This is a genomic window from Streptomyces sp. NPDC026522, assembly GCF_055567555.1.
The window spans coordinates 50,274-63,387 of the sequence record NZ_JBVHQF010000009.1; the positions used below are offsets into that span (position 1 = coordinate 50,274).

Annotated in this window: 6 protein-coding genes and 1 pseudogene; 2 read left to right on the forward strand and 5 right to left on the reverse strand. The window is 72.5% G+C overall.

Features of this window, described 5'->3' with window-relative positions:
* Positions 1-6: 6 nt before the first annotated feature.
* Positions 7-3,624, forward strand: a complete 3,618-nt coding sequence (gene cobN / locus ACZ4M3_RS23240; protein WP_467735544.1) for a cobaltochelatase subunit CobN — start codon at positions 7-9, stop codon at positions 3,622-3,624.
* A gap of 506 nt (positions 3,625-4,130) precedes the next feature.
* The gene (locus ACZ4M3_RS23245; protein WP_467735546.1) at positions 4,131-6,347 is read left to right on the forward strand and encodes a terpene synthase family protein; all 2,217 of its coding nucleotides are present in this window, start codon (positions 4,131-4,133) and stop codon (positions 6,345-6,347) included.
* A gap of 47 nt (positions 6,348-6,394) precedes the next feature.
* Here ACZ4M3_RS23245 and ACZ4M3_RS23250 read toward each other — a convergent pair whose 3' ends face one another.
* The 5 genes and pseudogenes from ACZ4M3_RS23250 to ACZ4M3_RS23270 all read right to left on the reverse strand — a co-directional run bounded on the left by ACZ4M3_RS23250 (position 6,395) and on the right by ACZ4M3_RS23270 (position 12,971).
* Positions 6,395-7,627 (reverse strand): GNAT family N-acetyltransferase, encoded by a 1,233-nt coding sequence (locus tag ACZ4M3_RS23250; protein ID WP_467735548.1) that lies wholly within the window; start codon positions 7,625-7,627, stop codon positions 6,395-6,397.
* Positions 7,628-7,842: 215 nt separating this feature from the next.
* Positions 7,843-8,534: pseudogene (locus ACZ4M3_RS23255) on the reverse strand (glycoside hydrolase family 6 protein).
* A gap of 384 nt (positions 8,535-8,918) precedes the next feature.
* Positions 8,919-10,157, reverse strand: a complete 1,239-nt coding sequence (locus ACZ4M3_RS23260) for a YncE family protein (protein WP_467735550.1) — start codon at positions 10,155-10,157, stop codon at positions 8,919-8,921.
* 126 nt (positions 10,158-10,283) lie between these two features.
* On the reverse strand, positions 10,284-11,435 hold the full coding sequence (locus ACZ4M3_RS23265) for an XdhC family protein (protein WP_467735552.1): 1,152 nt from the start codon (positions 11,433-11,435) through the stop codon (positions 10,284-10,286).
* 72 nt (positions 11,436-11,507) lie between these two features.
* A complete protein-coding gene (locus ACZ4M3_RS23270; RefSeq protein WP_467735554.1) occupies positions 11,508-12,971 on the reverse strand; it encodes an NCS2 family permease in 1,464 nt (487 codons plus the stop codon).
* Positions 12,972-13,114: the final 143 nt, after the last annotated feature.

Consider the following 13,114-nt stretch of genomic DNA (forward strand, 5'->3'; position numbering starts at 1 on the left):
CGCCGCATGATCCTGCTGCTGTCGACGTCCGACACCGATCTGCTCAGCGCCCGCGCCGCGAACACCGCCGACGGGCCCGTCCCGTACCGGTTCGCGAACCCCTCCCGCCTTCCCCTCGACGACCTGCCCGCCCTGCTCGACGGGGTCGAGCTGGTCGTCGTACGCCTCCTCGGCGGCCTGCGCGCCTGGCAGGACGGCCTCGACCTGCTCCTGGCTCCCGGCCAGCACCGCCCGGTCGTCGTCCTGACCGGCGAACAGGCCCCGGACGCGCAGCTGATGGAGGCCTCGACCGTCCCCATCGGCATCGCCGCCGAGGCCCACGGCTACCTCGCCCACGGCGGCCCGGCCAACCTGGACCAGCTGGCCCGCTTCCTCTCCGACACCGTGCTCCTCACCGGCCACGGCTTCGAGCCCCCCGCGGCCGCCCCCACCTGGGGTCCCCTGGAGCGCACCCCGGCCGGTACCACCGGCCCCCGCGTCGCCGTGCTCTACTACCGCGCCCACCAGATGAGCGGCAACACCGCCTTCGTGCACGCCCTGTGCGAGGCCATCGAGGCCCACGGCGCCCAACCGCTCCCCCTCTACGTCTCCTCCCTCCGCGCCCCGGAGCCGGAGCTGCTCACCGCCCTGGAGTCGGCGGACGCCATCGTCACCACCGTCCTCGCGGCGGGCGGCACCAAGCCGGCCACCGCCTCGGCCGGCGGCGACGACGAGTCCTGGGACGCGGGCGCGCTGGCCGCGCTCGGCGTGCCGATCCTCCAGGCCCTGTGCCTGACCGGCTCCCGCAGCGCGTGGGCGGAGAACGACGAGGGCCTGTCCCCGCTGGACGCCGCCACCCAGGTCGCCGTCCCGGAGTTCGACGGCCGCCTGATCACCGTCCCGTTCTCCTTCAAGGAGCTCGACGAGGACGGCCTGCCCGCCTACGTCGCCGACCCCGAGCGGGCCGCCCGCGTCGCGGGCATCGCCGTACGCCACGCCCGGCTGCGACACATCGAGCGGCGCGACAAGAAGGTCGCGCTGGTCCTCTCCGCGTACCCGACCAAGCACTCCCGCATCGGCAACGCGGTCGGCCTGGACACCCCGGCCAGCGCGGTCGAGCTCCTGCGCACGCTCATCGCCGCGGGCTACGACTTCGGTCCGACCGCCGACGTCCCCGGCCTGGTCTCCGGCGACGGCGACGAGCTGATCCGCGCCCTGATCGAGGCCGGCGGCCACGACCAGGACTGGCTCACCGAGGAGCAGCTGGCCCGCAACCCCGTCCGCATCCCCGCCGCCGACTACAAGCGCTGGTTCGCCGAGCTCCCGGCCGAGCTGCGCGAGAGCGTCGAGGAACACTGGGGCGAGGCGCCCGGCAACATGTTCGTGGACCGCTCCGCGAACCCCGAGGGCGACATCGTCCTGGCGGCCCTGCGCCGCGGGAACCTCCTGATCCTCATCCAGCCGCCGCGCGGTTTCGGCGAGAACCCGATCGCGATCTACCACGATCCGGACCTGCCGCCCTCGCACCACTACCTGGCCGCGTACCGCTGGATCCAGGCCCGCGCGGAGGACGGCGGGTTCGGCGCGGACGCGATGATCCACCTGGGCAAGCACGGCAACCTGGAGTGGCTGCCCGGCAAGAACGCCGGCCTCTCTGCCGCCTGCGCCCCGGACGCCGCCCTCGGCGACCTCCCCCTGATCTACCCCTTCCTCGTCAACGACCCGGGCGAGGGCACGCAGGCCAAGCGCCGCGTCCACGCCACCCTGGTCGACCACCTGGTGCCGCCGATGGCGCGCGCGGAGTCGTACGGCGACATCGCCCGCCTCGAACAGCACCTGGACGAGTACGCGCAGATCAGCGCCATGGACCCGGCGAAGCTGCCCGCCATCCGGGCGCAGATCTGGACCCTGATCCAGGCGGCGAAGCTCCACCACGACCTGGGCCTCGAAGAGCGCCCCGACGACGAGGGCTTCGACGACTTCCTGCTGCACGTCGACGGCTGGCTGTGCGAGGTCAAGGACGCCCAGATCCGCGACGGTCTGCACGTCCTGGGCGGCGCCCCGACCGGCGCGGCCCGGGTCAACCTGGTGCTGGCGATCCTGCGCGCCCGCCAGATCTGGGGCGGTACGACGGCCCTGCCCGGTCTGCGCGAGGCGCTCGGCCTGGACGAGTCCGCGGCGACCCGCACCTCGGCGGACGCGGTGGAGGAGACGGCCCGCGCCCTGGTCCAGGCGATGGAGGACGCGAACTGGGACCCGTCGGCGGTGGCTTCGGTCGCTTCGCCGTACTCCGCGGACGTCGCGGCGGTCCTCGACTTCGCGGCGCGCGAGGTGGTTCCCCGCCTGGCCGGCACCACGGACGAGATCGCCCACGTCGTGGCCGCCCTCGACGGCCGGTTCATCCCGGCGGGCCCCTCGGGCTCGCCCCTCCGCGGCCTGGTCAACGTCCTGCCGACCGGCCGCAACTTCTACTCGGTGGACCCCAAGGCCGTCCCCTCCCGCCTCGCCTGGGAGACGGGCCAGGCGCTCGCCGACTCCCTCCTCACCCGCTACCGCACGGACAACGGCGAGTGGCCGGCCTCGGTGGGCCTGTCCCTTTGGGGTACGAGCGCGATGCGCACCTCGGGCGACGACGTCGCCGAAGCCCTGGCCCTCCTCGGCATCCGCCCGGTCTGGGACGAGGCCTCGCGCCGCGTCACGGGCATCGAGCCCATCCCCCTCCCGGAACTCGGCCGCCCCCGCATCGACGTCACCCTGCGCATCTCGGGCTTCTTCCGTGACGCGTTCCCGCACGTGATCGGCCTGTTGGACGACGCGGTCCGGCTGGCGGCCTCACTGGACGAGCCCGCGTCGCAGAACTACATCCGCGCGCACGCCCAGGCGGACCTGGCCGCCCACGGCGACGAACGCCGGGCCACCACCCGCATCTTCGGCTCGCGCCCCGGCACGTACGGCGCCGGCATCCTCCAGCTGATCGACTCCCGCGACTGGCGCACCGACGCCGACCTCGCGGAGGTCTACACGGTCTGGGGCGGCTACGCGTACGGCCGCGGCCTGGAGGGCCGCCCGGCCCGCGCGGAGATGGAGACCGCCTACAAGCGGATCACCGTCGCCGCCAAGAACACGGACACCCGTGAGCACGACATCGCGGACTCCGACGACTACTTCCAGTACCACGGCGGCATGGTCGCCACGGTCCGCGCCCTGCGCGGCACGGCCCCCGAGGCCTACATCGGCGACTCCACCCGCCCGGAAACGGTCAAGACCCGCACCCTGGTGGAAGAGACCTCGCGCGTCTTCCGCGCCCGCGTCGTGAACCCCAAGTGGATCGAGGCGATGCGCCGCCACGGCTACAAGGGCGCCTTCGAACTCGCGGCCACGGTCGACTACCTCTTCGGCTACGACGCCACCACCGGCGTGATCGCCGACTGGATGTACGACAAGCTGACGGAAACCTACGTCCTGGACCCGGAGAACCGCGCCTTCCTCGAACAGGCCAACCCCTGGGCCCTCCACGGCATCGCGGAACGCCTCCTGGAGGCCGAATCCCGCGGCATGTGGGAAAAGCCGGACCCCCAGATCCTCGAATCCCTCCGCGAGGTCTACCTCACCACGGAGGGCAACCTGGAGGCCGACTCCGAATAACCTGGGCCGGCTCCAGCCGTCCCCTGTCGCCGGAAGCGGGCGGCGGGGGCGCTGGGCGGCCCTCACGTGGTGGAGGGAGACGGCACGTCCGGGCCCGTGATCCAGTGGTGGTTTGGACCCAGCCGATAGACAGTCGCTGAGAGGTCGGCGGGCATGAGGCGGATGGGGCGGCCACCGGGGCTTTCCAGTGCCGGCGCCACCAGCGAACGCGCGGCCCCGATGCCGGCTGCGATCCCGGCTTCGGGGGCGGATCTGCGATCATTGCCTCTCGTCTTCCGGCGGAGCCCGCGTTCACCCCGTAAAAGACAGCTCCTCTTCCATGCCCTACGCGCAGCGGCCTTATCGCACGTCCGGCGCCGCCGCGCCGGGGAACCGTGGGTTCGTCACCTGATGCGGTGAACCGTGCCTTACGGCGGGGGTGAGTGGGGTAGGGCAGTGCTGATCTCGTGCGGGGGGCCGGATCCACAGGGGCCTCCGCACCCTCGGACGGAAAGGCTCTACCCGCCGTGACACAGCCGTTTCAACTGCCGGATTTCTACGTGCCCTATCCGGCGCGACTGAACCCGCACCTGGAGTCCGCGCGGGCCCACACCAAGCAGTGGGCCCGCAACTTCGGGATGCTGGAGGGGTCCGGCGTCTGGGAAGAGAAGGACCTCGACTCGCACGACTACGCGCTGCTGTGCTCCTACACCCACCCCGACTGCGACAGCGACGCGCTGGACCTGGTCACCGACTGGTACGTGTGGGTCTTCTTCTTCGACGACCACTTCCTGGAGCTGTACAAGCGCTCCCAGGACCGCGCGGGCGCCAAGGCGTACCTCGACGGCCTGGCCGCCTTCATGCCCATGGACCTGGCCGCCGGTTTCCCCGAACCGGCCAACCCGGTCGAGGCGGGGCTGCGGGACCTGTGGCTGCGGACCGTGCCGGCGATGTCGATGGACTGGCGGGAACGATTCAGCGAGTCGACGCGCAACCTCCTCAACGAGTCGATGTGGGAGCTCGCCAACATCAACATCGGCCGCGTGGCGAACCCGCTCGAATACATCGAGATGCGCCGCAAGGTCGGCGGCGCGCCCTGGTCGGCCGGACTGATCGAGTACGTGTCCGCCGAGGTCCCGGCGCGGGTCGCGCACTCGCGGGCGCTCGGCGTGCTGCGGGACGCCTTCTCCGACGCCGTGCACATCAGGAACGACATCTTCTCCTACGAACGCGAGGTCGGCGAGGAGGGCGAACTGTCCAACGCCATCCTGGTGCTGGAGACCTTCCTCGGGTGCACCACCCAGGAGGCCGCCGAGTCCGCCAACGACCTCCTCACCTCCCGCCTCCAGCAGTTCGAGCAGACCGCGCTCGCCGAACTCCCCCAGCTGTTCGCCGACCACGCCATGGATCCGGCCGAGATCGCGGCCGTCCTCGCCTACGCCAAGGGCCTCCAGGACTGGCAGTCCGGCGGCCACGAATGGCACATGGTCTCCAGCCGCTACATGAACAAGGAGGCCCGGGCCACCACCCCCGTCTCCCTGCCGTTCCTCCCCAGCGGCCTCGGCACCACCGCCCTCGACCTGCGCTCCATCCTGGAGCCCCGCGCGCTGGAGCTGCGCCGGCGCAGCTTCACCCACGTTCCGTTCGAGCCCACGGGCCCCTCCGTCATCCCCGACGTCTACATGCCGCACCGGCTCAGCCTCAGCCCCCACCTGGCGCACGCCCGCGAGGAGTCGGTGGCGTGGGCCCGGCGCATGGGCATGCTGGACCCCCAGCCCGGCGACCCCGGATCGGCGATCTGGACCGAGGAGAAACTGCGCGGCTACGACTTCGCCCTCTGCTCGGCCGGCATCGACCCCGATGCCACCCCCGAGGCGCTGGCGCTCAACGCCTCGTGGCTGACCTGGGGCACGTACGGCGACGACTACTACCCGGTGGTGTTCGCGCAGGCCAAGAACCTGGCCGCCGCCAAGGCCACCACCGCCCGCCTGGTCTCCATGATCCCCGTCGACCACGCCGAGCAGCCCGCGCCCGCCACCGCCATGGAGCGCGGCCTCGCCGACCTTTGGGTGCGTACCGGCGCGGGCATGGCCCCCGCCCACCGCACCGAATTCCGGGCCACCCTCGTGGACATGCTGGAGAGCTGGCTGTGGGAGGTGGACAACCATATCCAGAACCGCATCCCGGACCCGGTGGACTACGCCGAGATGCGCCGCCGCACCTTCGGCACGCACCTCACCATGTACCTGTGCCGACTGGGCCACCAGGGCCGGGGCATCCCGGAGGAGATCTACTCCTCGGGCACCATCAGGTCCTTGGAGAACGCCGTCGCGGACGCCGCGTGCCTGATCAACGACATCTTCTCGTACCAGAAGGAAGTGGAGTTCGAGGGCGAGGTCCACAACTACATCCTGGTCACCCGGAACTTCTTCGACATCGGCTACCCGGAGGCCCTGCGCATCTGCCACGGGCTGATGACGCAGCGCACCGAGGAGTTCGAGCACATCGTCGCCCACCAACTGCCACTGCTCTACGACGACTGGAAGCTGGGCGCGGAGGCCCGGGCCGCCCTGGACGCCTACGTCAGTGAGCTCAAGGACTGGCACGCGGGCGTCCTGAACTGGCACCAGAAGATCCGCCGTTACCGGCCCGAGGACCTGCACCGGCTGCCGGACGGGCTGTCCGCCAAGGTCTGGGACTCCGCCTTCGGCATGTCCGCGGCCCGGATCGCGCTGCCCTCCTGACCCCCGCGGCGCGGGGGCGGTCCGCTCGCCCGCCCCCGCCCCGGGCCTCAGAACTCGTCGGCCGTGTGCGGCAGCAGCGGCGTCCGCAGCGCCGCGTCCAGGGCCGCCGCGGCGCCCGGCGTGGGTTCCCGTACCAGTCCGGCGGCCACCAGTTCGGTGACCCTGGTACCGCCCAGGTAGACGGCGGCCAGTTCCCGTACGTCCAGGGCCAGATCGGGGTCGGCGCCGGCCCGCTCGAAGGTGGCCCCCTGCGGGCCCGCCTTCAGCCGGAACCGCCCGGCGTTCGCCGGCAGCCGTACGTCGGCCAGCTCCAGCACCACCTCCACCGGAGCGGCCCACGACCGGGCGGTCAGCGCGGCCCGTACGTCGACCAGGCGCAGCCAGAGCGCCGGGAACAGGGCGGTCACCCGGACCTGGTCCCGGTCGGCGGCGCAGTGCAGCAGCGGGTCGTCCGGCGGCCGGCCCCAGGCCCGTACCGTGCCGGTCAGGTCGAGGGAGGCGACGCACTGCCACAGGGCGGCGGCCACCTGCGGGGAGTCAGCCTCCAGCTCGTCCACCCGGACCACGCCCGGGCTGCGGTGCGGACCGCCGCCGTCCTCCGGCTTCGTGCGGTAGAGCACGTAGCCCGCGACCGGTTCGCCGTGGCCGCCCGCGGCAATGATCCGGGGCGGGCTGAACTCCTCGCCCGCCTCGTCCTCCTCGCAGAGCCACCCGTCCATCCAGCGCTCCGGGCTGCGGCTCGGGCGGCCGGCCCGGGTCCCGCGGGCGGCCTCGTGGTACGGCCCGATCACCGCCGGTGCGTCGGCCGGGTCGACCAGCCGCAGCGGGCGCCGGTCCGGCTCGACGCGCAGGGCCAGCGGCCGGGTCGAGTCGATCTCGATGGTGGCGCCCTGGGTGGCGCTGCCGAAACCGAAGCGGCCGTAGATGGCGGCCTCCGAGGCCCACAGTGCGGCGATCGGGGCGCCCGCGGCGGCGGTGCGGCGCAGTTGCTCGGCCATGAGCGCGGTGAGCACGCCCCGCCGGCGGTGGGTGGGGGCGACGGCGACGAAGGTGAGGCCGGGGCAGGGCAGGTCCGCCCCGGGCACCGAGAGCCGGAAGTCGTGCGCGGCCATGAAGCCGACGAGCACGTCGCCGTCGTAGCCGCCGAGGCGCCCGCACCGGGTCAGCAGGGCGTGGTGGCGCTCGCGCACCTCCTTCGCCGGGCGGTCGTGGAAGGCCAGGTACGCGAGCTCCAGCGCGCGTTCGATGCCGGCTTCGGGTACCGCGTGGATGTCCACCATGATCCGGAGACTAATCGGTCATCGGGGACCGCTCATCTCATAATGGCCGGATTCGCCAGCCTGGCCAGTTCCAGTGCCTGTTCGGGGAACCAGGCACCGGCCGGCGGGTCCTCGGTGCCGCGCTCGGGGTCGCGGGGCCCGGCGGCGCGCGGTACTTGCCCGCGGGCGGGGATCCACCCCCCGCGGCCGTTGCGGCTGCTGTCGGTGACGCAGTGCTACATCCGGGCCCGGTCGGCGTCGGTCGGCCGCGTGGCGAGCCACTGCCGGGCCGCGCCGCGCGGGCGCCACTGGTCGGGGCAGTCGGCGCTGTTCGCGCACGCCTCGCTGTAGGCGGGACAGCCGGAGACGCGGGTGGCGAACCAGGAGTTCGCCTCGTCGGTGCGGTAGTTGGCGACGTTGACGGCGAAGCCGGTGGCCCGGTCGATCCCGGCGCTGCGCAGCCTGGGCACGATGGCGTTGACGGTGTGCCGGCCGACGTGGCCGGTGTCCGGGTACACGTCGGTGCCGGGGGCCGCCTCCAGGGCGTTCACCGCGTACCGGATCTCCGCGCAGCGGGCGTCGGTGCGCGCCCGGGCCAGGTCGCCGGCGGGCTCGCGCCGGCTGCCGGCCGCGGCTCCCGGCGCGGCGCACTCCCGGGGCAGCAGCGCCAACGAATCGGGTTCCAGGACGACGACGGCGCGGTGGGCGCCGATGCCGCGGGCGACGCCGTAGACCCAGGCCCGGTACGCGGCGCTACCGTCGGCCCGCCGGCGGAGTACTGGGAGCAGTCGCGACCCGGCACGTCGTACGGCGCGAAGACGGGCAGCGTGCCCCGCCGGGCCGCGGTGCGCGCGGTCTCCCGGGCCTCGGCCTCGGCCCGGGCCGGGGTCAGGTCGCCGAGCCGGACCGCGTGCGGGGTGGCGGCCATCGCGGTCAGCGCGTCGGCCTCGGCCGTGCCCCGGCGGCGGCCAGCTCACGGGTCTGCGCGGCGGCGGCCGGGTTGGCGGCGGGTACGAACAGCGCCCGCTCGGCGGCGGGAGCGGCGGGCACGGCGGGAGCGGCGGGCGGACCGGGCTCGGCGGTGGCGGCCGTGGGGCGGCGAGGGCCGCGAGGGCGGCGCACACGGCGGCGGCCATCGCCGTACGGGTGAGGGGTCGGCGGTGCACGGCCCCGTACGCCACACCGGGGGCCGCAGCCGACCGGGGGCCGGGTCAAGCACCGTTACCCGGGCGGCCGAACACCGCAACCCGCCCGGGGGCGGCCCCGGCGTGGCGTACGCGCCGACGGCGGTACGGCGGTACGGCGGTACGGGTCAGCGCGCCGCCGTACCGCTCCAGTCGGCCGGGACGTGGCCGAGCCGGACCCGCTGCGGGTGGTCGCCGACGGGGACGGAGACCCGCTTGGCGCCGGTGGCGAAGTCGATGGCGGTGACCCGGTCGGCGCCGCTCTCGGAGATCACGCAGGCGCTGCCGTCGCCGTCGACGGTGGCCCAGTACGGCTTCACCGCGGGCACCGGCGGAGCTTCGGTGAGCGTGGCACGGTCCACGATCGCCGCGTAGTCGTCCATGGTTCCGGCCACGCAGAGCTTCGCGCCGTCGGGGCTCATCGACAGGCCGTGGTGGCGGGAGTCGTTGACCCAGGTGGTGCGGTCGGTGCTGGTGGCCGGATTGGTGGGCAGTTCCTTGATCCGGGTGATCCGGTCGGCGGCCACGTCGTACTCGACCACGCCGTTGAAGAAGGACACCTGGAAGTAGAGCTTCGACTCGTCGGGGCTGAAGGACATGGGCCGCACGGCGTCGGAGAGGTCGGGGCGGCCGAAGGCGTCCAGCCGCTCGCGCATGTCGATCACCCGGACGGTGCGGAAGGTCCGGGCGTCGACCACCGTGATCTTCCGGTCGCCCTTCGTCCAGTCCAGCCAGGGCGCGTCGAGGGCGGAGGTCACGTCGCCGATGGAGCTGTTCCACAGGTACCGGCCGCCCTGCGTGAAGGTGTTCTCGTGCGGCTTGTCCCCGGTGGTGAAGGAGCCGACCTGGCGGCCGGTGGCGATGTCCAGCACGTGCACGGTGTTGGCGGTGGAGGCGGAGACGGCGACCCGGGTGCCGTCCGGCGACAGCGCCATGTGGTCGGCGCGGTAACCGGCCACGGGGAAGCGCCAGTTGACCCGCCCGGTCCGGACGTCGATGGAGACGACGTCGGCGAAGCTGGGCCGGGAGGCGACGACGGCCGAGCCGTCCGGGGTGGTGTACATGTCGTCGACGAACTGGTCGTGGCCTTCGCCGGCGGTGGCGCGGATCCCGAGGAAGAAACCGAGCTTCACCGGGTTGAGGTAGATCTCCCGCAGCCGCTCTTCCTTGTCGGGAATGACGTTGATCCGGCCGACCTTGGCGAGATCGCCGGTGGAGGCGAGCACATCGGCGGTGCCTTCCCAGTTGTTCCCGACGAACAGCACCTCGCGCGGCGCGGAGCCGGACTGCGGCGCGGGCGCGGCGCCGAGCGTGGCCGCGGCCAGTACGCAGGCGGCGAGCAGGGTACGGGCGGGGAACCGGGACATTCGCTCAACTCCGTTACGGAAAGGCGCTGTTACCGGCGGGTAAAATAGGCGGAACGGCGAAAGGGCGCAACCCCCAAGGGCCGCCCGTTGCTCAGCAGGACAGGTCCGTCCGTAGCGGCCGGTCCTTCAGGCGACGGAACCGATCCGGCCCGCCACGGTGTCCGGCCCCTCGCGGTGGATCGGTATCCACCCGCCCGTGAGGGCGGCGCCGGTGCCGCCGCGGCGGTTGGCGACGATTTCGGCGGCGATGGACAGTGCGGTCTCCTCCGGGGAGCGGGCGCCGAGGTCCAGGCCGATCGGGGAGCGCAGCCGGGCGAGTTCCAGTTCGCTGACGCCGGCCCCGCGCAGCCGCTCGTTGCGGTCCTCGTGGGTGCGGCGCGAGCCCATGGCGCCGACGTAGGCGACGGGCAGCCTCAGCGCCGTCTCCAGCAGCGGGACGTCGAACTTGGCGTCGTGGGTGAGCACGCACAGCACGGTCCGGGAGTCGACCTCGGTGGACTCCAGGTAGCGGTGCGGCCAGTCGACCACGACCTCGTCCGCCTCGGGGAAACGGTCCTTCGTGGCGAACACCGGCCGGGCGTCGCACAGGGTCACGTGGTAGCCGAGGAACTTGCCGATCCGCACCAGGGCGGAGGCGAAGTCGACGGCCCCGAAGACGATCATCCGCGGGGGCGGGACGCTGGACTCGACCAGCACCTTGAGCGGCTCTCCGCAGAGCCGGCCGTCGGCGCCGATCTCCAGCAGGCCGGTCCGGCCCGCGTCCAGCATGGCGCGGGCTTCTCCGGCGATGGTGCGGTCCAGCTCGGGGTGGGCGCCGAAGCCGCCCTGGTACGAGCCCTCACCGCGGACGACCACCGCGCGGCCCCGCAGCTCCGCCGGGCCTTCGGCGATCCGGGCGACCGCCGCCGCCTCCCCGCGGGCGGCGGCGGCCAGCGCGGCCGCGAGCACCTCCCGTACGGGAGCGCCCACGGGGACCGGGGTGACCAGGATGTCGATGACCCCGCCGCAGGTCAGGCCCACGGCGAAGGCATCGTCGTCACTGTAGCCGAAGCGCTCGGTGACGCTCCGGCCGTCCTCCAGGGACTGCCGGCACAGCTCGTAGACCGCGCCCTCCACGCATCCGCCGGACACCGAGCCGATCACCGTTCCCTCGCCGTCGACGGCGAGGGCGGCCCCGGACTCCCGGGGCGCGCTGCCGGACACCGCCACGACCGTGGCGACGGCGAAGTCACGCCCCTGCTCGACCCACCGGTTCAGTTCTGCGGCGATGTCCAGCATGGGGGCCTCCTCGGAGGGGTTCGGTATCCAGTATCGGATGCGTGGCGGGTCAGCCGCCGGGCACGGGCCCCGCTACTTCACGCCGAGCCAGCCCTCGATCGGGTGGAGCGAGAAGAACACCACGAAGATGACGGTCAGCGCCCACATGAAGGCACCGATTTCGCGGGCCTTGCCCTGCGCGACCTTGATGGCCACGTAGGAGATCACACCGGCGGCGACGCCGGCCGTGATCGAGTAGGTGAACGGCATGAGCACGACGGTCAGGAACACCGGGATGGCGGTCGAGCTGTCGGCCCAGTCCACGTGACGGGCGTTCTGCATCATCATCGCGCCGATGACGACCAGGGCCGCGGAGGCGACCTCACCCGGGACGATCTGGGTGATCGGGGTGAAGAAGAGGCAGGCGGCGAAGAAGAGGCCGGTCACGACGGAGGCGAGACCCGTGCGGGCCCCTTCGCCGACGCCGGTCGCTGACTCGACGAACACGGTCTGGCCGGAGCCGCCCGCGAGGCCGCCGATGGCGCCACCGGCACCGTCGATGAACAGCGCCTTGGACAGGCCCGGCATGCGGCCCTGGTCGTCGGCGAGCTTGGCCTCGGTGCCGACGCCGATGATGGTGGCCATCGCGTCGAAGAAGCCGGCGAGGACGAGGGTGAAGACGATCATGCCGATCGTCATGACGCCGACGTCGCCCCAGCCGCCGAACTCGACCTTGCCGAAGAGCGAGAAGTCGGGCATCGAGACGGCGGAGCCGGACAGCTCGGGCGCGCCGTTCTTCCAGGCCTTCGGGTCGACGTTCGCGACGACGTTGATGATCGCCGCCACGACGGTTCCGCCGACGATGCCGATCAGGATCGCCCCGCGGACCTTGCGGGCCTGGAGCATGAAGATGGCGAGCAGGGTCAGGCAGAACACGAAGACGGGCCACCCGGAGAGCTGGCCTGTCGCGCCGAGGCTGACCGGCGGGGCGAACTCCGGACCGTTGCCGACGAAGCCCGCCTTGTAGAGGCCGATCAGGGCCACGAACAGGCCGATGCCCATCGTGATGCCGTGCTTGAGCGCGAGCGGGATCGCGTTCATGATCATCTCGCGGAGGCCGGTGACGACCAGCAGACAGATCACGACGCCGTACATGACGCACATGCCCATGGCCTGCGGCCAGGTCATCTGCGGCGCCACCTGCGAGGAGAGCACGCCCGAGACCGACAGGCCGGCCGCGAGGGCGAGCGGCACCTTGCCGACGAAGCCCATGAGGAGCGTGGTCAGGGCCGCGGCGAAGGCCGTGGCCGTGATCAGGGCCTTCTGGCTCATGGTGTCTCCGGCGGCGTCCTTGCCGGAGAGGATCAGCGGGTTGAGCAGGAGGATGTACGCCATGGCCATGAAGGTCGTGACGCCGCCACGGATCTCATTGCCGACGTTGGACCCTCTGTGGGTTATGTGAAAGTACCGGTCGAGCCAAGAACGTCCGGCGGGGGGGCGAGTGCCGTCGCCGGCCTCTTCCGCGGTGGTCTTGGGCTCCACAGACGACTGGGTCATGGTGCCTAACTCCCAAGGTTCATAGGGGCACCCGCATGGGGATTGGAGATCGCGGGATTTGGGATGATGCGTTTGGCTGCACGACCCGGGGTGACGGCCCGAGGCGACGCGATGGTTACTGCGGTACAGCGGGTACTGCGGTA

What these genes read in the sequence shown, in the direction of transcription:
- cobN (WP_467735544.1), top strand. Translation starts at nt 7, where the DNA reads ATGATCCTGCTGCTGTCGACGTCCGACACCGATCTGCTCAGCGCCCGC.
- ACZ4M3_RS23250 (WP_467735548.1), bottom strand. Translation starts at nt 7,627, where the DNA reads ATGGTGGACATCCACGCGGTACCCGAAGCCGGCATCGAACGCGCGCTG.
- ACZ4M3_RS23260 (WP_467735550.1), bottom strand. Translation starts at nt 10,157, where the DNA reads ATGTCCCGGTTCCCCGCCCGTACCCTGCTCGCCGCCTGCGTACTGGCC.
- ACZ4M3_RS23265 (WP_467735552.1), bottom strand. Translation starts at nt 11,435, where the DNA reads ATGCTGGACATCGCCGCAGAACTGAACCGGTGGGTCGAGCAGGGGCGT.
- ACZ4M3_RS23270 (WP_467735554.1), bottom strand. Translation starts at nt 12,971, where the DNA reads ATGACCCAGTCGTCTGTGGAGCCCAAGACCACCGCGGAAGAGGCCGGC.